Here is an 18,456-nt window from a genome sequence, read left to right on the forward strand (position 1 = left end):
TTATTATTTAATTCGTTTGATAAGTTAGATGTAATTTTGATGATTTCTTAAAATCTTTAATAGCTTTTTCTAACCATTTGATATGAAATGAAATTTTCTTGGGAATAAACAAATCTGCTGATTTTACATTCTTAACAGTTCTAACTTTTTGTGTTATTTCATCCATTTTGAAAATATTGTCACTATACATAAACAAAACTATTTGATTTTTGGCAATAAATGGAATCTGTAAATATGATTTTGAAAATATTCTGTTCATATTTTCTATTGTTTCTTTAAGATCCCCATCTATCCAAGTTAATATGGCATGAGGAATATATCTTTCAATTTTTTTTGGATCATAAATCACTGTAAACTGAACTCCATCATTTTCTTGTAGTTTTTCAATGCATCTGGTAATTGTTTTTGTGGACATGTTTGTCTTTTCTGCAATTGTTTCAATTTTTGCTATGGGGTTTTTGATTAATTTATCTAGTATTTCTAAATCTGTTTTAGTAAGATTTGAATTAAATCCAGGATTCTCTGCTTCAAAAATAGACAAAACTCTAACATCTTTCATCAATTTACTTGCAAGTTGAATTTTTTGCTCCATGTTATCTTTTACAACAATACTACAAACAGTAATTCCACCTACACATGGAACCACAAAAAATGGTTCCCCTACAAGGACTATCTGATCTAAAATTTCATTAATATCTTCACCTGATACTACAAAATACAAAACACCATATCCCAAAACAGGAGGTTCAACTTTAATGAAAAATTCTTCAATAATTTTCATTTCTTCCATTTTTCGAATTCTTGCACGCACTGCTCCTCCAGAAATCCCTAATTCCATCCCAATTTGTCTATCTGACTCTCTACAATTATTCAATAATCTGCTTAAAATTTTCATATCTAAATTGTCCATTATATCACCTAAACCAACTCAATAAAATAAAAAACCAACTAATATGATATAAAACTGTCTATTTTGTTAGCAGATATATCAAATATATTAAATATTAGACTATTTCATAATTTTTGTGGAATACAGATTACGATTAGCAAAACGAATGCTGTTCAACAAAAAAGGTAGTTTGATTGGAGCAGTATTGGCAGTAACAATTGGAATTTTGGTAATTCATGTAAACTTTGTAATTTTTCAGGGACTCTTTGATGCAATTGTTAGAGATATCAGTGATTATCGAAATGGTGATATTCTTGTCACCGATGATGCAGATTTTATTGATAAATCTGATTTGTCTCTTGTAAATTGGTTTGAAAGAATTCCATATGTTGAAGCTGCAACTCCGCGGCTTTCATCGACGGCAGAAATGAATATGACTAAAAGTGGAAAATTAGTAGAAGAAACCAGAGTTCCTATTGTAGGTGTTGACCCATTCAGAGATATCCTTGCATCAACTGTTGCCCAAACTATTACAGATGGTTCCTATGTTTTCTCTAGAAATTCTATAGTATTGGGATCAAATGTTGCAAGAGATCTTGGTGGAGCTCAAGTTGGTGATAGTGTTAAAGTTCTCATAGTTGATAGATATGGACAAGACCAAATTCGAAGATTTACCGTCTCTGGAATTGCTCAATCACCTGGTGGCCAAGGATTTGATTATACTGCCGTAGTACATATTGACACTTTACGTGATATGATGAATAGACATGGTGACACAGGATCTCTAATAGTAAAACTTAATGATCCCTCAAAGGCATTTGAAGTAAAAGAATTCTTCTTAAGATCATTTCCAAATGATGATTTTATTGCAGAAACCATAGAAGAATCAGCTGAACAACAATTAGCTGGTTTTAGATCAGGTATTGCAATGATTAACATGATTGGATATTTTGGAATGATGTCATCAGCATTTGCAATTGTTACAATTCAAATGATGTTAGTAAATGGTAAAACAAGAGAAATTGGAGTAATGAGAGCAATAGGAGCTAAACGAAAAGATATTTTGATAATTTTTATTTTCCAAGGAATGATTATTGGAGCAATAGGAGCTGGTGTGGGTACTGCGGCAGGATTGGGCTACACATTTTATGCAAAGGAAACAAAAATGTCTTTTGATAACAGCCTGCCTCTTGAAGTAAGCTATAACTGGGAAAAAATTATACAAACCGCATTAACGTCATTTGTTTTGGCAATTATTGCATCATTATATCCCTCGTATAGAGCAACAAAATTGTTACCAGTGGAGGCGATGAGAACTGTCTAAAGTACTTGAAATAAGTAATCTAAGTAAGATTTACGGTGAAGGAGAAAACAAAGTAAAAGCTCTTGATAATGTATCATTTTCAATTGAGAAAGGAGAATTTGTTCTAATTGTGGGAAGTTCCGGTTCTGGTAAATCTACTTTGCTTAACATGATTGGATTGTTAGATCGTCCTACAAATGGAAAAATTTTCATCGATAAAATTGATACTACAACCCTTGACGACAACAACATTTCATCATTTAGAAATAAAAAATTAGGATTCATCTTCCAATTTTCAAATTTGTTAAGTGATCTTACAGTTTTAGAAAATATTTTGTTACCCAGACAAATTGCTGGAACCAATCATACATCAGAAAAAGATGCAAGAGATTTACTAAAGGCAGTGGGACTAGAGAATCAAATGAACAAACGAGCAAACAAAATTTCTGGCGGACAAGCTCAAAGAGTAGCAATTGCCAGAGGATTAATCAATAAACCCTCAATTGTTTTAGCAGATGAACCAACTGGTAACCTTGATTCTGTAACTTCAGAAACCATAGTTCAATTAATGAAATCAATGGCAAAAAAACTAAATCAAACATTCATTATAGTTACTCACGATAGACAACATTTTGGCGATGTAGACAAAGTAATCACTATCAAAGATGGTAGAGCCTTCGAAGGTGAACAACCCTCCCAAATGGAAGTAACTGCATAATGATTCTAAAGATTATGTTTGCATTATTTGTAATTGGACTTGTGCCATTTATTTTTGAAAACTCTTATGCTCAAATAAAATCGGGTGGTTTTGGTGATTCTCCATTTGAAAGAGACTTTGGCGATGTAAAATTTTTAGATGCTTATTTTGGGACAATAAATGAGAAAATTGAGGTAGACTCAGGAGATAGTAACGTTCCATTTACGGTAGTATTTGCAAATGTGGGTACACAGGATATTACAGGTATTAGAGGCCAGCTGTCATTGCCATTAGGTTTCTCTGCATCTGATGGTCCAGGCTCAATAATTCGTGCTGATAGCGATTCTAATTCTTTGGCTGGAGAAAATTTCTATCTCACATTTTTTGTAAATCTTGATAAAAATATACGAATTCAGCAGTATCCTGGAACTGTAAAAGTTGATTATTCTAGATTAAGAGAATCTGGAGTTAGAACAGCATTTGCAGATTTTGATTTCAAAGTAACTGGCGATATTGTGATTAATGTAAGAGCAATAGAGCCCTTTCTTACTTCATTACGAACCAATGACGTAGTTATTGAAATTTCAAATAATGGAACTGCACCAATTTCTGGCGTAGATATCACTGCAACTAACACACAAACAGAATTGGCTTCTACATCATCATCAATTACCAATGTAGAAAATGTTGTAATTTTAGAATCAAGCTGGGATATTGGAACCATTGATCCGAAATCTGTAAGATATCTTACAGCAACAGTTTATGTTCCAGAATCACTTAGAGGAGATACGCTAAGACTTCCTTTGTCTATATCATACTTTAATGCCCATGGAGATGAAAAAGTCATTTCAAAAATTGTAGACTTTTACATTAAAGGATTAATTGATCTTACTGTTTTCAACACAGATGTAATTGATTTGTCTGGTAAACAAATGGTTATTGGAGAAATAATTAATGAAGGAAATGAAGATGGATTATTTGGTTTTGTAACAATTGAACCTCGTGGCAATTCTAATATTAAATCAAGTACTCAATTCATTGATGAAATTGAAGTTGATGCACCAGTACCATTTAATGTTCCGATAGAATTTGATGGAGAACCCAAATATGGAGAACATGACATTACTATAACTATAAGATACAAAGACAGTACTAGAGATGAAGTATTTCTAACACACGATACAACCATCTTTGTTAAAGAACCATCAAATGATGATGATGGTGACCTTGATTCAACTTTGATCGTCATTCCAATTATTCTAGCAGTTGGTGCTGGAATCTTTATTATTCGTAGGCGTAAAAAAGCCAAAATTGAGGCTAATTAAAGATTAATTTTTAATCCGAATTGTAGAATTAATGCTAGCTAAATTGAGATCAAGTATTGTTATTTTAATTGCAGTTGTAATTGTGGGAAGTGTAGTGATAATTCTTGGGTTTTTAACAAACCAAGAGTATGTAGAAATTTCTGAAATATCTAATCAATATGAAAAATTAGAAAATTACAAAAATGAATTAGAAAAAATAAATCAATACAATCAACAAATTCTAGAAGATTTAGAAGAACAAATCAAAAATTCTGATGATTCCTCCTTAGAGCAAATTCGTAAAGAAATTGATGTGGTAAAACGTGTTATTAACGACAATAAAGTAGAGCTCGAAAAAGTAATTGAAAGACTATCTCAAACAGAATCTACTCCATGAACTATTATTGATTCCATTTCTGGGAAATTCACATCATAATTATATCAAATCTAACAAAATTATAACTGGGTATGGCAAAGGGTGTATTTCTATTTCTAGTTGGTAGTGTAGTTGGATTTATTACAACTCCTCTTCTTTGAATATTCTTATTTTTTCTAAATTCATATTAGTTATTATCATTCTTTTTCTTGTTGGAAACTCATCACAAATTAACAATAATTGGTATAGTTTTATTGATTCTCACTTTTCTGATAAATAATTACCATCAGGAAGTTCATCCTAATGACGAAATTAATTATGCTTATGTTACAGGCATTGGAATGTTAATTGCATTTTCAATTAGTTTTGTAATGTTTACAAAAGATCGATTAAAATCTTAAAATTATTTTTACATTTGATAGATTGAATGATGCCGTTTTAGGGAAAAAACTCTATCCTACTATTTGATACAAATATGTTAAATTTGAATATAATATTCTCGTAGAAATTATTAATTAGAACTAAATACTAATTCGTAAAATTTTTGTCTAATCATTACTAAAGTCTAATTCATTTTTGGTGTTAGATTTAGGCACTTTGAATACCGTAAGATTATAAGCAATTACTAGATCTTGCGATTATGCCTGGGGATGAGATTGAAGTCCCAAAGGAATTGAGAGAATTCATGCTTGAAGGAGCAGAAGAAACATTCCTTGGACAAAAAAATGGAGCAAAAAAACAATATCGTTATGGTAATTTACACATTAGAGAATATGATGAGAAATTTCTTCTTCATACTGATAAAATTGACCCAAGAAAAGATCCGATTGGACATTTAGTTCATGATGCCCCTGAAGTTTTAGTTGGTCTTGCATGTGCAATCTTTGGGAGTTCGCAAGTCACAAAAAAAATTCTTAACAACAACTCAAAAAAGAAATCTTTTGCTTCTGGCTTACTTTCATCAATTATTATTGGATATCTAGGATATTCTGCAACTAAAAAAATTAAAAATTATTGGGAATGAATAATGTCTACTACCAGAACAATTTTTATCCTCATCAAACTTTTCCCATCAATTCTTGCATTACGAAAAGATAGGAAAAAATGGATTTACCATGAAGGAAATGAAATAGATTTAGAACAATTTAGAAAAAATGCTCGTAAAGTACTTGACACATTCATCTCATTAGGACCTGTCTATATTAAATTAGGACAATGGCTTTCTTCAAGAGCAGACATTTTACCTCAACCATATTTGGAAGAACTTTCAAAACTTCAGGATAGTGTTCCAGCTGCACCTTTTGATCAAGCAAAATCAGTCATTGAAAAAGATCTTGGTCCAATTAATGAAACATTTGATCAAATAGATCCAAATTCCATTTCTGGTGCATCATTAGGACAAGTTTACAGAGGTTCCATTTCTGGTAAACAAATAGTCATTAAAGTAAAAAGACCTGGAATTGAAAAAATTGTTGCAGAAGATATCAAAGTTTTAAAAAAAATTCTTCCATTAGCATTAAGATTTGTTGATCCAAACTTACGTTATTCAGCAAGAGCTATGCTTTCCCAATTTATTGAAACAATACATGAAGAAATGGATTATACCAACGAATCAGAAAATCTCAAAAAAATTAAACATGATTTAGAAAATAATAACAAAGTTGTGGTCCCTTCAGTATATGATGAACATTCGTCTAAAAATGTCCTCACAATGGAATATCTTCCTGGTATTAAAATTACTAATGTTGAAGCCCTAAATGAGAAGGGAATTGATAGACAAAAACTGGTAATTGATGTTCATAAGGTCTTCTTTACTATGCTTCTCAAACATTCCATATTTCACGCAGATCCTCATCCAGGAAACATTTCAGTTACTGATGATGGAAAATTGATTTTGTATGATTATGGAATGGTTGGACGACTAGATAACGAAACTAGACTAAGATTGATTCGTCTATATCTTGCATTAGTGGAAAAAGATCCTCCAAGAACCGTTAATGCAATGTATGACCTTGGAATGCTTACACCTGATTTTAATCGCTCAGTAATCGAGAAAGGAATTGAACTAACTGTTCGTGCAATGCACGGTAAAAAACCAGATGAGATGGAAGTTGAAAGTTTGATGGAACTTGCCAATAAAACTATGAGTAAATTTCCTTTTATTCTTCCAAAAAATTTGGCTTTGTATATGAGAATGGCATCAATTATTGAAGGCATTTACAAAACACACAAAGTAAATTTTAAGTTTGTAAAAATTCTAAGAGAAATTTTAGAAGAAGAGAGCCTAATCAAAGATGCATACATTGAAGAAATAAAACATTCATTTGAGCGATTTGCAAAATCAATTGATGCTACAATTTCTATAGCACCCGAACTCAAAAAATATCTTGATGACAACAGATCATTGAATCTCTTAAACACAAAACCGAAATCTAATATTTTACTTTCTGGAAGTATTCTTTCTGCTGCAATTTTTATTGGCTCTTCATTTTTGTATACTACAAATGAATCAATTGGAATTACTGGAATGATTGGTTCATTAGTTATTATGAGTATTTTTGCAATATTTAGAAAACGTTAACTATTCTATTTTGATATCTTTCCCGTGTTTTTGGACGGGAACAATAATTGTCAAAATTCCTTGCTCATATTTTGCAGAGTTAACTGATTCTTCTCCCTCTTTTAATTCAATAGGCAATCTTATTTTCTTATCAATTATGTTTGGTCTCTGATTACAAATCATATTGTGCTTGCCTTGTTCAGCAATTTCTTTGCATGCTTGAATTGATAAAATATTTCCATTGATAGATAACTTGATATCTTTTTTTTCAAATCCTGGCATATCGACTAACAATGTTAATTTATCCTCATCAAGATACATATCAACTGGAGGTAAAACAAATTCATAAAATTCTCTTGATTTATTTCCAATTTCTTTTATCATTTCATTTGCCATAGATTTCACTAATCCCATTTTGAGATATATGCTCAATTTTTGGTTATAAATCTTATAATCTATTCTTGGTATTTTCATAAACAAATGGGCATAATCTTAATTCTTTCCAAAAAAAGATTCAAGCCTATCTAAATTCTCCACATTAACAAGGACTCTTTTGAGACAAGTTAGACCATAGTCCGGTCGATGTGAAATGAACTTGTTTAGATTAAATATCACATTATTAACCTCATACTTGTGACAACAGTAAAACATTGGTATGTTTACATGGCAGCAGCAGTCACTGTTGCATTTTTAGTGGGATTTTTCTGGGATCAAACTCCTATTCCTCCAAACCAAATCCCTTGGAATAGCAATACTTCTTTAGAATGGAATGACTTTCAAGGAACTCCTCCTCAAACTACTCCTTATTCTGCTGCAACTGGATATTACCTGGGATACAAAGATCTAGTCTGGAGACAATATTTTGTTGATAATGTTTGTACTTTTGTGATTAGTAGCGTGGATGTTGATGCATATGTTGACAGAACTCTTTCTTGGGTAAAAGATGGTTCTCAATCATCTGAATTGCTTTCACATGAACAAGGACACGCTGATATCTTACACGTTAAAGCTCTGGTATTGGGCAAGGCACTATGGGCATTAGTTGGCATGCCACATCAATGTCCAGATAATGATCCTGCCAAAGTCCAACAAGAAGTAGAAGATATGGTTAATTCAATCTATAATCCAATCTTTGACTCTCATGATAGATTGCAGGATGAATATGATTCTGACACTGATCATGGAAGAAATCCTGATGAACAAAGAAGATGGAATCAGAGACTTTCTGATATCTTTATGCCTCCTCCACCCAACCCAATTATTCCGCTATGAGAATAAATTTTCTGAATACTGGAACTTTTTTAAAGGCAACTTGTTCTACTGGTTTGTCGAATTCTAATCCTTTAGAGTAAAAGTAAGAAATTCATAATTTATATTTCAAACAATCACTATGAATACATGGAGACGATTCCAAAGGTAGGAATTCTAGTTGGAATTGTAGCTGTAGTTATTTTTTTGCCCTTTTGGATGATTGTTACTATTGCAGAAAATGAGGCTTTGTTTGTCGAATTTTTCTTTAATGTAGATCTAGTGGAGAAAAAAATGAAAGAAACTAAAACATACAAAGCAATGTTGGAAAGATATCCTGATTCTATTGTATCGTTAAGAAATCATGGACCATTTAATTCAGATATGGAAATAATTGCTTACAGTAATAGTTCAGAGTCTCATCTTAATGCCAATATTGGATTTGATCACCAAAACGATTTCACTTGGGAGCATGTACGTTGCCAAATAGGTGATGGCGATGACCGTAAAAAACTTGGAACCATCCCTCCGGAATTAATTGAGAATAATCCTCCTATTCCTCGATATATGTTCAAAGAAGGAAATGCAGATAATTCGTTTACTGCTGATTTTATCAAGTTTACAAATTGTTTGGAATTGAATAAAGAGCAAATCGAATTACAAGAACTTGATGCTGATTATCATGTTGCAATTCCTGAAAATACAGGGGTTCCTGGATGCCAAGAGGATTTGTCTTGTTTTGAGCCATATTCATTGAAGATTAAAGTTGGAGATATCGTAGCTTTTAGAAATTTTGATTCTGACTATCATACTGTAACAAGTGGAAGTCCCGAGTTTGGACCAGGAGGGGAATTTGATTCTGCATTAATGGAGTCAGGAGAACAGTTTTTCCATAAATTTACAAAAGCAGATGAATACGAGTATTTCTGTATGGTACACCCTTGGCAAACAGGTAAAATCATAGTTCATGAAAAATAGACTTTAGATGGCAAGAGTAAAAACAAGGAAACTCCAACATATGAGCAAATTTATGCGATATACAAACATGAGCGTAGTCTAAATCTTGATAGATTTTTAATCAATTAATTTCCCACCTTTGATAACTTATGATTATTGTAATAGAAGGTGGAGATCAGGCAGGAAAATTAACCCAGTCAACTCTTTTGGAAAAAGCTCTGAAAAAAAGGAAGATCAAAACTAAGTTATTTCATTTCCCTGATTACAACACACCAATAGGACAAGAAATAAGAAAGTATTTGGATGGAAAACGAAAATTTTCCCCACAAGTAATTCACTGTTTATTGTCTGCAAATAGATGGGAAAAACTCGATGAAATAATATCAGCACAAGAAAAAAATTCTATTCTCATAATGAATCGCTATTATCATTCAAATCTAATCTATGGGATTGCAAATGGTTTGAATCCAAAATGGCTTGAGAATCTTGATGCTGGTCTACCAAAGGCTGATCTTGTAATTTTACTTGATGTATCCCAAAAAGAATCATTTGATAGACAAAAAACCCATCGCGACAAATTTGAAAAAAATGAAGAATTTTTAAGAAAAATTTCTAAAATCTACAGGACTATTGCAAAGAAAAAAAATTGGAAAATAATTGATGCATCAAAATCTAAGCAAGAAGTACATGAAGAAATAATAAAAACATTTTCGAAGAAAATAGGGTTATGAAAAAAAATTATCTCGACATAATTGATCCTATTCATGATTTTATCCGTGTTTATGAACATGAATTATCAATAATTGATAATCCTATTTTTCAAAGATTAAGACGAATAAGACAACTTTCAGGTGCTCATTTAACTTATCCTGCAGCTCAACATACAAGATTTGAACATTCACTAGGTGTAATGCATATTGCAAGTCAAGCAGGTAATGCATTAAATGAAAAAGGGATTTTAAAATCTGATGACATTGAAATTTTAAGATTGTCTGGGCTTTTACATGATATAGGACATGGTCCATTTTCTCATCTTTTTGAGGAAGTAATACAAGAAAAAAAATTTTCACATGAAGACTTTGGTAAAAAAATTATTCTAAAATCTGAAATTGGGGATAGTTTATCAAAAAATGGTTATGACAAAAAACTTGTTACAAAAATCGCTTTTGGAGACTCTAAATTTCAATACCTAAATGAAATTGTTTCAGGCGCACTTAGTGCGGATATGATGGATTATTTACTTAGAGATGGTTATTTTACAGGAGCAGAACATGCAAAGATTGATCATAAAAGAATTACTCAATCCCTTGATGTTCATAAAAAAAAATTATCTTTAGAACGCTCAGCATTGTATTCTTTTGAATCAATGATGCATTCAAGATATCAAATGTTTAAGGCCGTTTATTTTCATAAAACTGTACGAGCTGCAGAAGTAATGTTGCTTGAAGCCCTTAGATTATCTGATGATGAATTTGGTTTTACAACTTTTAATCTAAATGAATTTGTTAACCTTACAGATGAATATATTTTATCTACTTTAATCTCATCCAAATCTATGAAATTAAAACGTGCTAGACAATTTGCTCAAGATTACCAAAATCGAAAATTGCTAAAATGTGTATTTGAGAGAATACTAACTAGCCCGATTGATCTGAAAAAAACAAGAACCGATGAATTAAGATCAACAATTTCTAAAAAATCTAAAGTTGAAGAAAATGAAATCTTTGTTGATAGTTCTGTTACTCCGTCAATTCCTCTTGCACCATCAAAAAATGAATCTAAATCTATAATTTTAATTTCAAATGAAAATGGAAAATCATCCGCGAAAGAAATGTCAATTTCTGAAATTCCAGTCGTTTCGGCAATTTCAGGCTTTATGAATATTCTTAGAATTTATACTCATCAAAAGAACAGAAAGAAAGTTGAAATTGCTGCAAAATCGATTATTGGTGATCTAAAATGAAAAAAAGAATTGTCATAAAATTATCTGGTAAAATTTTTGGAATGGATAATGTCAAAGTACTAAAAGACTATGCAGAATTTCTAGTAAAAATTAGTAATATTTGTCAGCCAATAGTTATTGCCGGGGGTGGAAATATTGCGCGACATTACATTTCTCATGCAAGATCTTCAGGCGCTGATGAATCAACTCTTGATGAATTAGGTATTGAAATATCAAGACTCAATGCAAAGTTATTGATTTATGCTTTAAAAAATAAAGCATATTCACATCCGCCAACTACATTACAGGAAGTTAGACATGCAGTTGATGATGGATTAATCGTTGTAGCAGGCGGTTTACATCCTGGACAGAGCACTAATGGTACTGCAGCTTTGATTGCAGAAAAAGTACAAGCAGAACAATTTCTTAACGCAACTGATGTTGATGGAGTATATGACAAGGATCCAAACAAGTACAAAAATGCAAAAAAATTCAGACGTATTGAACTTAAGAATTTAAAAAATATGCTTATTCATGAAGATTCTGTTGCTGGAGGTTATGATCTGATGGATATTGTGGCTCTAAAAATTATAGAACGTTCTAAAATTAAAACCAGAATTCTAAAGGCTACTCCAAAAAATATTGAAAGTGCTATTAAGGGTGTTAATGTAGGCACAGAAATTGTTCTTGGTTCAAAATAATTATTCAGATTTTTCATTTTGAATTGTCTGTCTTGTTTCAGACCAAATTTGAATCTCCTTCTCTGGATATTCTTGCATTCCTGCATCTAGAAGTTTTTTGAAAATTGAAATTGCTTCATCTTTTTTTAAAGCCTTTGATTGAGCCTTTGTAAATCCATCTTTATCTACAATAACTGCTACATATCCGTCCGGAGAATTAATAACTGCTGTAAATTCTTCTTCTCCCACTGGATGAAATTTTCCATCAATTTTTTTGGTAGTTAACGTTAACATTGCAAATCCAGCTACATCAAACATCTTCATTTGTGATTTACTTGCTCGCAATTTTCCTTGTTGGACTGCTTGAAAATACTGCATAATTCTTTTCTGCCTCCAATGGTATAATAACTATCTTAACATTTAAGACATCAAGAGGAAATGAAAAATAATGAATCCTAAAATTTTTGTTGGTGTTGCAGTTGCAGCACTTGCTTTGATATTAGGTGGGATTCTTTTAGTAGGACCAACGATGGTAATTTCATCTCAGGATGATTCTTTAGATACAACCCCAATTGTTCAGCAAGTAAAACCCTTAGAAATTGAATTAGAAGATATTTCAGTGGCAAAAATCTCAGAACGTTCAGCAACAATTGATATTGCATTCAAAATCTCTAATCCTAATCCACGTTCAGTAATAGTTCAAACTATGGATTATCAATTATTCGAAACAGGCTATTCAGATTTTGAGCAAATCTCAGGTGGTGAAATTGGCAGTAGACCAGAGGGAATGGTGGAATTTGGCTCAAATTACTATACTCTTCTTGGTGAAAATTCTATTATTCTAAGAGATACAGTTGTGTTGAGAAATACTGGTAATACTCCTGATTTGTGGAAAGCCTTTGAGGATGGTACGAACACCTGGCGAGTTTCTGGTGATGTCTTTTACAATCTCAGCTCGATGACTAGTGGCCAAGAAAATGAGCTTCATTTTGAATTTACAAGGTAAATTTCTATAGTATCATAAAATTCAAAAATTATGATATTTTGTTTTTAGATAAAAAATATTGGCAAAGTTATAAAAGCTCGTAAAATTGATTTTTATCAAATGGCAGAAGCAGGTATGGCCGCATTTGGCGCAGCAGCAGGAGTAGCAATAGCACTAGCAGTAGTGACATTCGCTCTTCGTGGTAAGGGACACCCAGAACCACTCGATTAACCAAAAGGAATTTTTCCTTTACAATATTTTTAATTCATCTAATTATTGTCGCCCATTCCTAACATTTCTGCTAGAGATATCTGCTTGGAATTCTTCTTTTTCATAAAACATCTTTCATAATATTGACATTCAGAACATTCAGTTGATGGCTCTAAGATTGGGATTTTTTGTTCTTTTAGAAGATCATTTAGAACTCTTACTCTTCTAATTACTTCCTCAAACATCTTTTTGTTTCGTGTTAATGAGAATGTTGTCTCTCTTCTATCTCCTGAAATATATACAACAACTCCGTCATTTTTGTCATAAATCCACATACATGCATTAAGATACAAAACATCATTTGCTTGAGGACTTTCTAATTCAACTGGTGCTGGTCTGAATAAAAGAATAGTGTCATCTACTATCATATCGACTTGGCCTTTTAGCCTAATGTCCTCTATGGCAAATTCTTTTGGTTCACTGCCATACTCTAGTTTTCTTAATAATCCTGAGAGAAGCTCATTGAATCCTCGTCTTTCAATTTCTTGAGGATCTACCCTATCATAGTAAGAGCGTCTAAGACATTGAACTACTTCATGAAGATGTATAGTTTGAATATCCTTTGAATCTACTTGAACCTCTAACTCTTTTCCAATAGATTTAACAGCACTTTGAATAATTTTTCGAAAATCTCTATCACCCATCATGATAATTTACCTTCTTTTATGATCCCTTTTAGTTTAGCTCATGATTTTAGTTATAATTTTCGAAATTCTTCCTGAAAACGCTAATATCACAAAATGGACTCCAAAACCAATAACTGCCCCTATGATAAGCTCGCCTGTAAAATAGTAAATTCCTAGAAATAGTCCCAACGGAGGTAATGTGAAAATCATTGCTAAGAATGAACTCACCCAAATGAACCTGATTAGAACTTCTGTGGAAATTTCTGTTTTTTTCTTTGGAAAATTAAACATGTTATAATTCCTATTCTTCTTCTAGGATCAACTTTGACATTGTAATATCGGTTGGAATTTTTTGTTCAATTGCAAAAGCAATAGCTGCTAGATTTCTAATTTCAAATGAAGTCAATTTAGTAATTCCAACAATCGTTGCAAAACTAAACATCTTAGTGAATGATCTCAATGACGCACTGTATATTGCCATCTCAAACGCTCTTTCAAATTCTGCAATAGCATCCAATTCATTTTCTACTTGAGGAACTAAATCCTTGTATTTGGTGCTGGATAATTCATTAAATGCATCTCTGGCTGTTGCTGCCGCCATCATTCTTCCAAGCAATTCTCTTGCAGGTGGACTTGTACTGATAACTAGATCTTGGATTTGTTCTTCTTTCAATCCCCAAAACTTTCCTCTGATTACACTCAAAATATTATAAAAATCAATATCCATTGAAACTAGTTTTGTGGCTTCCTTATCAGAATAATTTTTCATTGCACCTGCTAGATGTTGATATAATATTTTATCAAAATATGTATCAAAGACTTGCACATTCTTTTTTTCATTGTATAATGCAGCAGCCTTTGCAATCTCTTCTCCAAACTTAACTGAATTTAAGCTTGCAACTGCTTCTTCAAGATCTTTTGAAACTAGAGCTTTGATTACAATATCTCTTTGTTTGATTAATTCTTCTGCATGAAGATTTACGTGAGTTTCAATCTCTTCCTGAGGTTTGCCTAGTACTTTGCCTTTAAGAATTAATTTTAGATTTGCTATGATAAATTTCATATAATATGCGTCTAATACACCAGAATTTCCTGATGTCTTTGCAATGGAATAGTGAATATCTGCCAGTTTGCTTCTTAGGGCTGATTCGATTTTTTGTGAAGTATATGGTTTTTGAACATCTGCTACAGAATCAGCATAAACTGTATTCTTAATTCTGGTCATTAATTCTTCTAAATCTCTTGATTCGGCAAGCGTTTGAAAATCGGCCTTTGTCAATAATTTGCCTCTTTTACTATATGCCTTAACTGAGGCATAGACATTCTTTGAACCGCCCATTTCGATCAATCTCTATAGACAACTGATTTTAATGTTTGGCGAACTATTTCTGAGAACTAATCTAAGTAATTTTATCTAAGAATATTATGGCCTCGCCTTTTTCTTGTTTTGAGAGTTTTAAAAAGGCTAGTAGAATCTCTTTCTGAATTGTTAATGATTCATCTGAAATATCCTTCAATTTTGATAGATCAAAGGGGAGTAACTCTTCAATTTTATTCTCACAAAACGCCTTGACATATTTTTGAAAAATTGAATAAGTAAAATTTGGACTTATTTTTAACAGACTTGTTAAAATTTTCTCAAATTCCTTTTCAGAGGATTCTGCCTTTGAGAAAAACTCTTTTAGCAATTCTTCTCTGTTTTTAATTTCATTCAATGACAGTGCTATCAAAATACCTTTTTTTGTTAAATGATAATATGGAATTCCCTTTTCTTGTAGTGCTTTTGGACCTCTTTTTAGGGGTAATCTGCCATCTTCTTCTGCAATCTCCATAGGAAGCAAAATTTCATCAAGATCCCGAAATATCCCTGAATAGATATTCTTCCAAGCTATTCCATGTTTTTTTGCTATTCTCTGAGAAATACCAGTACGTGTTCTTTCAGCAGCATTTGCATTACTTCCAAGTATTGCAATAATTGATCTTTGTCTATTTGCTTCTCCTGTCAAATCATCTCCTTTAGTCTTGAATGTATCAAAAATTGCAAGTTTAGTGTTTGATTTAACCTTCATTTGTAACACCTTGACATAATTTTCATATTTTATGTTATTATCAGAATATACTAAAATATAATAATTTACTTTTTCACAGCCTTTCGAGTCTCCAATGCTTAAATAATTTTCAATTTCGATAAATTTAATGAATTCTAGGAACTACAAGTATGCTCTATTACTTGTAGCCGCAGTATCCATCACAGCAGCAGGTGCAATGTCACAGGCATATGCACAACAAGTTACTGATGGTATGGACGGATATGTAAAGGGAACCAGTGGAATTTACACTGGTAACCCTAACGAATGTTGGTATGAAGAAGATGGCGGCATGCTACCTTGTAAAATTGATACAGGTGATACAGCATGGATGCTCACTGCAACTTCATTAGTACTCTTCATGTCCCCAGGTGTCGGTTTCTTTTATGGCGGATTGGCCAGATCAAAGAACATCGTCAACGTACTTGGTATGACCTTAATTGTAATGGGTCTAATGTCAGTACAATGGGTTCTATGGGGATACTCACTAGCATTTGGCGGAATTGATTCGGATGCAAACTTATTCATGGGAAATCTCGATTACGCCGGATTTAACATGGTTTCACCATATGCACCATTAGGTGAAGCAGGTCCTTGTGGAGACACTTGGTCAGCAGCTTATCAAATGAATGCAATGGTTGAAGGTGATGTTTGTAGTCAAGGTTGGCCTGGTACAGTACCACACCAACTATTTGCAATGTTCCAAGCAACATTCGCTATCATTACACCAGTTCTAATTATTGGTGGATTGATTGACAGAATCAAATTCAGCGCATTAGTAATATTCGTACTCTTATGGGGAACCTTCGTTTATGATCCAATAGCACACTGGGTCTGGGGAGGAGGATACATAGGAGGAGGTTCATTAGACCTCGATCCAGACTTATCTCCATCATACGCATTAGACTTTGCTGGTGGTACTGTAGTACACATATCTTCAGGATTCGCTGCATTGGCAGGTGCCTTAGTCCTTGGTAGACGACTTGGATATGGCAAAGTTCCAATGGAGCCACACAACATCCCAATGGTAGTCCTCGGCGCAGGAATTCTATGGTTTGGATGGTTTGGCTTCAACGCAGGAAGTGAAGTTATGGTAGACGGCATTACCGTCAGTGCATGGACTGTTACAAATACAGCAACTGGTATGGCTGCAGTCACTTGGGTGCTCATGTCTTGGGCACATACAGGAAAACCAAGTGTCGTAGGAGCTGCATCGGGAGCAGTAGCAGGATTGGTAGCAATCACACCAGCCTCTGGTTGGGTAGGTCCAATGGCTGCGATTATAATCGGTATTGCAGCTGGTACAATTTGTTATGCAGCAATTGCATTCAAGAGTGCACGCAAATGGGACGACGCATTAGATGTATGGGGAGTACACGGAATGGGTGGTCTTACAGGTGCAATTTTGACTGGTACATTGGCTAGCCCACACATTTGGGATACTGGAGACGGTATCGGTGCATGGACTGGAACTGCAGAAGGAATGGAACAGCAAGCAATCAGCATCATTGGTGCTGCAATATCAATAGGCTATGCCTTTGGTGTTACAATTGTAATCCTCAAAGTAATGGATGCCGTATGGCCTGGCGGAATCAGAGTCACTCCAAAAGAAGAGGAGATTGGTCTCGATTTAGCACAGCACGGAGAAAGAGCATACGTAAACGAATAAGAAAAACCCTTTTCTTTTCTTCTTTTTATTATTCAATCCAAATCAATTTAGATTTGATCATTTTAGCCAAATTATGTTAATTACCACAACCGATCTTAATTCAATTATCAATGATCCTGATGTTATAATTGCTGACACTCGTTCTTTCAAGGAATATTCTGAAGAACATATTCCAGGATCTGTACATTTGGACTTGTTTGCATTTCATTGGATTGATACAACAAAACAAGGAATTGAGAATTTCAATAATCAAACCAAAAATCTTCTTTCATTCCTTGGAGTTACTCCAGAAAAAAAAATAATCTTTTATGATTCTGTTTCTGGAATGCTTGCCGCAAGAGGTGTTTGGATGCTGATGTATTTTTCACATGAAAATACATCAATGCTTGATGGTGGAATTACAAAATGGAAAAAAGAAAATCTTCCACTAGAAACAAAATCTAATGGATTCAAACCATCTCATTTTTCAGGAGAAATCAATCCAGAAATTATTTCAGGGTTTGAATATATTAGAGATAATCTGAAAAACGTAAAAATCCTTGATGCCCGCTCACCCGGAGAATTTGATGGAAGCATAGTTCGTGCTGCTCAGTCTGGTCATATTCCAAATTCAATCAATATTGACTGGAATCAAAATCTCAATGAAGATGGTACTTTCAAAAATGATGAACAATTATTACAAATATACAATTATCCAAAAGATACTGAAATCATTACATACTGTCAAGGAGCATATCGAGCTGCAAATTCTTTTTTGGTTTTAAAAAAATTAGGATTCAAAAATGTCAAAGTATATCTTGGGTCTTGGGGAGAATGGGGAAATAAGCTGGAGCTTCCAGCAGAAAAATAAATTTTCTAAAAAT

At 33.0% G+C, this 18,456-nt stretch carries 21 protein-coding genes; 14 read left to right on the top strand and 7 right to left on the bottom strand.

Annotation, left to right across the window (positions count from 1 at the left end):
* Positions 1–7: 7 nt before the first annotated feature.
* The gene (locus OO712_RS00480; RefSeq protein WP_109877507.1) at positions 8–910 is read right to left on the bottom strand and encodes an AsnC family transcriptional regulator; all 903 of its coding nucleotides are present in this window, start codon (positions 908–910) and stop codon (positions 8–10) included.
* A gap of 145 nt (positions 911–1,055) precedes the next feature.
* Here OO712_RS00480 and OO712_RS00485 point away from each other — a divergent pair, with 145 nt between their 5' ends.
* The 6 genes from OO712_RS00485 (at position 1,056) to OO712_RS00510 (ending at position 7,150) form a co-directional block, all read left to right on the top strand.
* Positions 1,056–2,213, top strand: coding sequence for an ABC transporter permease (locus OO712_RS00485; RefSeq protein ID WP_109877653.1), 1,158 nt, complete (start codon positions 1,056–1,058; stop codon positions 2,211–2,213).
* Between the two features lie 109 nt (positions 2,214–2,322).
* A complete protein-coding gene (locus OO712_RS00490; RefSeq protein WP_264953722.1) occupies positions 2,323–2,910 on the top strand; it encodes an ABC transporter ATP-binding protein in 588 nt (195 codons plus the stop codon).
* A complete protein-coding gene (locus tag OO712_RS00495; protein WP_109877505.1) occupies positions 2,910–4,214 on the top strand; it encodes a COG1361 S-layer family protein in 1,305 nt (434 codons plus the stop codon). The genes OO712_RS00490 and OO712_RS00495 overlap by 1 nt, the downstream gene beginning before the upstream one ends.
* Positions 4,215–4,245: 31 nt before the next feature.
* Positions 4,246–4,590, top strand: a complete 345-nt coding sequence (locus OO712_RS00500) for a hypothetical protein (RefSeq protein ID WP_370684796.1) — start codon at positions 4,246–4,248, stop codon at positions 4,588–4,590.
* Between the two features lie 619 nt (positions 4,591–5,209).
* Positions 5,210–5,593 carry a hypothetical protein gene (locus OO712_RS00505; RefSeq protein WP_109877503.1) on the top strand — a complete coding sequence of 128 codons (384 nt, stop codon included), beginning with the start codon at positions 5,210–5,212 and terminating at the stop codon, positions 5,591–5,593.
* 3 nt (positions 5,594–5,596) lie between these two features.
* On the top strand, positions 5,597–7,150 hold the full coding sequence (locus tag OO712_RS00510; protein ID WP_109877502.1) for an ABC1 kinase family protein: 1,554 nt from the start codon (positions 5,597–5,599) through the stop codon (positions 7,148–7,150).
* On the opposite strand, the gene hsp14 is transcribed toward OO712_RS00510, so the two are convergent.
* Positions 7,151–7,543, bottom strand: coding sequence for an archaeal heat shock protein Hsp14 (gene hsp14 / locus OO712_RS00515; protein ID WP_109877501.1), 393 nt, complete (start codon positions 7,541–7,543; stop codon positions 7,151–7,153).
* 219 nt (positions 7,544–7,762) lie between these two features.
* Between hsp14 and OO712_RS00520 the strand changes: the two genes are divergently transcribed.
* From OO712_RS00520 to pyrH, 5 genes are all read left to right on the top strand, one after another.
* Positions 7,763–8,401, top strand: coding sequence for a DUF922 domain-containing protein (locus tag OO712_RS00520; protein WP_146196007.1), 639 nt, complete (start codon positions 7,763–7,765; stop codon positions 8,399–8,401).
* 126 nt (positions 8,402–8,527) lie between these two features.
* Entirely contained in the window at positions 8,528–9,355 is an 828-nt protein-coding gene (locus OO712_RS00525) for a cupredoxin domain-containing protein (protein WP_109877499.1), read from the top strand.
* 128 nt (positions 9,356–9,483) lie between these two features.
* Complete coding sequence (gene tmk, locus OO712_RS00530; protein WP_109877498.1) at positions 9,484–10,065, top strand: dTMP kinase; 582 nt, start codon at positions 9,484–9,486, stop codon at positions 10,063–10,065.
* Positions 10,062–11,297 (top strand): HD domain-containing protein, encoded by a 1,236-nt coding sequence (locus OO712_RS00535; protein WP_109877497.1) that lies wholly within the window; start codon positions 10,062–10,064, stop codon positions 11,295–11,297. Before tmk ends, OO712_RS00535 begins: the two co-directional genes overlap by 4 nt.
* Positions 11,294–11,977: a UMP kinase gene (pyrH, locus tag OO712_RS00540; protein WP_109877496.1), complete on the top strand. Its 684-nt coding sequence runs from the start codon at positions 11,294–11,296 to the stop codon at positions 11,975–11,977. Before OO712_RS00535 ends, pyrH begins: the two co-directional genes overlap by 4 nt.
* Here pyrH and OO712_RS00545 read toward each other — a convergent pair whose 3' ends face one another.
* Positions 11,978–12,334 (bottom strand): hypothetical protein, encoded by a 357-nt coding sequence (locus tag OO712_RS00545; protein ID WP_109877495.1) that lies wholly within the window; start codon positions 12,332–12,334, stop codon positions 11,978–11,980.
* 70 nt (positions 12,335–12,404) lie between these two features.
* Between OO712_RS00545 and OO712_RS00550 the strand changes: the two genes are divergently transcribed.
* Complete coding sequence (locus tag OO712_RS00550) at positions 12,405–12,962, top strand: hypothetical protein (protein WP_109877494.1); 558 nt, start codon at positions 12,405–12,407, stop codon at positions 12,960–12,962.
* A gap of 248 nt (positions 12,963–13,210) precedes the next feature.
* Here the strand turns inward: OO712_RS00550 and OO712_RS00555 are convergent, their stop codons facing one another.
* The 4 genes from OO712_RS00555 to OO712_RS00570 form a co-directional block, all read right to left on the bottom strand.
* The gene (locus OO712_RS00555) at positions 13,211–13,858 is read right to left on the bottom strand and encodes a Dna2/Cas4 domain-containing protein (protein WP_109877493.1); all 648 of its coding nucleotides are present in this window, start codon (positions 13,856–13,858) and stop codon (positions 13,211–13,213) included.
* A gap of 33 nt (positions 13,859–13,891) precedes the next feature.
* A complete protein-coding gene (locus tag OO712_RS00560) occupies positions 13,892–14,128 on the bottom strand; it encodes a hypothetical protein (protein WP_109877492.1) in 237 nt (78 codons plus the stop codon).
* A gap of 10 nt (positions 14,129–14,138) precedes the next feature.
* The gene (locus OO712_RS00565) at positions 14,139–15,176 is read right to left on the bottom strand and encodes a V0D/AC39 family V-type ATPase subunit (protein ID WP_109877491.1); all 1,038 of its coding nucleotides are present in this window, start codon (positions 15,174–15,176) and stop codon (positions 14,139–14,141) included.
* 61 nt (positions 15,177–15,237) lie between these two features.
* On the bottom strand, positions 15,238–15,906 hold the full coding sequence (locus OO712_RS00570) for a hypothetical protein (RefSeq protein ID WP_109877490.1): 669 nt from the start codon (positions 15,904–15,906) through the stop codon (positions 15,238–15,240).
* Between the two features lie 127 nt (positions 15,907–16,033).
* Between OO712_RS00570 and OO712_RS00575 the strand changes: the two genes are divergently transcribed.
* Together OO712_RS00575 and OO712_RS00580 are read left to right on the top strand one after the other, a co-directional pair.
* Complete coding sequence (locus tag OO712_RS00575) at positions 16,034–17,593, top strand: ammonium transporter (RefSeq protein ID WP_109877489.1); 1,560 nt, start codon at positions 16,034–16,036, stop codon at positions 17,591–17,593.
* A gap of 73 nt (positions 17,594–17,666) precedes the next feature.
* A complete protein-coding gene (locus tag OO712_RS00580; RefSeq protein WP_109877488.1) occupies positions 17,667–18,443 on the top strand; it encodes a sulfurtransferase in 777 nt (258 codons plus the stop codon).
* Positions 18,444–18,456 lie beyond the last annotated feature (13 nt).

Origin of the sequence: Nitrosopumilus zosterae (assembly GCF_025998175.1) — an archaeon.
GTDB classification, from domain to species: domain Archaea; phylum Thermoproteota; class Nitrososphaeria; order Nitrososphaerales; family Nitrosopumilaceae; genus Nitrosopumilus; species Nitrosopumilus zosterae.

Bases quoted from the DNA above. Each gene is read 5' to 3' on its own strand.
- OO712_RS00480 (WP_109877507.1), bottom strand. From the start codon at position 910: ATGGACAATTTAGATATGAAAATTTTAAGCAGATTATTGAATAATTGT.
- OO712_RS00485 (WP_109877653.1), top strand. From the start codon at position 1,056: ATGCTGTTCAACAAAAAAGGTAGTTTGATTGGAGCAGTATTGGCAGTA.
- OO712_RS00495 (WP_109877505.1), top strand. From the start codon at position 2,910: ATGATTCTAAAGATTATGTTTGCATTATTTGTAATTGGACTTGTGCCA.
- OO712_RS00500 (WP_370684796.1), top strand. From the start codon at position 4,246: ATGCTAGCTAAATTGAGATCAAGTATTGTTATTTTAATTGCAGTTGTA.
- OO712_RS00505 (WP_109877503.1), top strand. From the start codon at position 5,210: ATGCCTGGGGATGAGATTGAAGTCCCAAAGGAATTGAGAGAATTCATG.
- OO712_RS00510 (WP_109877502.1), top strand. From the start codon at position 5,597: ATGTCTACTACCAGAACAATTTTTATCCTCATCAAACTTTTCCCATCA.
- hsp14 (WP_109877501.1), bottom strand. From the start codon at position 7,543: ATGGGATTAGTGAAATCTATGGCAAATGAAATGATAAAAGAAATTGGA.
- OO712_RS00525 (WP_109877499.1), top strand. From the start codon at position 8,528: ATGGAGACGATTCCAAAGGTAGGAATTCTAGTTGGAATTGTAGCTGTA.
- tmk (WP_109877498.1), top strand. From the start codon at position 9,484: ATGATTATTGTAATAGAAGGTGGAGATCAGGCAGGAAAATTAACCCAG.
- OO712_RS00535 (WP_109877497.1), top strand. From the start codon at position 10,062: ATGAAAAAAAATTATCTCGACATAATTGATCCTATTCATGATTTTATC.
- pyrH (WP_109877496.1), top strand. From the start codon at position 11,294: ATGAAAAAAAGAATTGTCATAAAATTATCTGGTAAAATTTTTGGAATG.
- OO712_RS00545 (WP_109877495.1), bottom strand. From the start codon at position 12,334: ATGCAGTATTTTCAAGCAGTCCAACAAGGAAAATTGCGAGCAAGTAAA.
- OO712_RS00550 (WP_109877494.1), top strand. From the start codon at position 12,405: ATGAATCCTAAAATTTTTGTTGGTGTTGCAGTTGCAGCACTTGCTTTG.
- OO712_RS00555 (WP_109877493.1), bottom strand. From the start codon at position 13,858: ATGATGGGTGATAGAGATTTTCGAAAAATTATTCAAAGTGCTGTTAAA.
- OO712_RS00560 (WP_109877492.1), bottom strand. From the start codon at position 14,128: ATGTTTAATTTTCCAAAGAAAAAAACAGAAATTTCCACAGAAGTTCTA.
- OO712_RS00565 (WP_109877491.1), bottom strand. From the start codon at position 15,176: ATGGGCGGTTCAAAGAATGTCTATGCCTCAGTTAAGGCATATAGTAAA.
- OO712_RS00570 (WP_109877490.1), bottom strand. From the start codon at position 15,906: ATGAAGGTTAAATCAAACACTAAACTTGCAATTTTTGATACATTCAAG.
- OO712_RS00575 (WP_109877489.1), top strand. From the start codon at position 16,034: ATGAATTCTAGGAACTACAAGTATGCTCTATTACTTGTAGCCGCAGTA.
- OO712_RS00580 (WP_109877488.1), top strand. From the start codon at position 17,667: ATGTTAATTACCACAACCGATCTTAATTCAATTATCAATGATCCTGAT.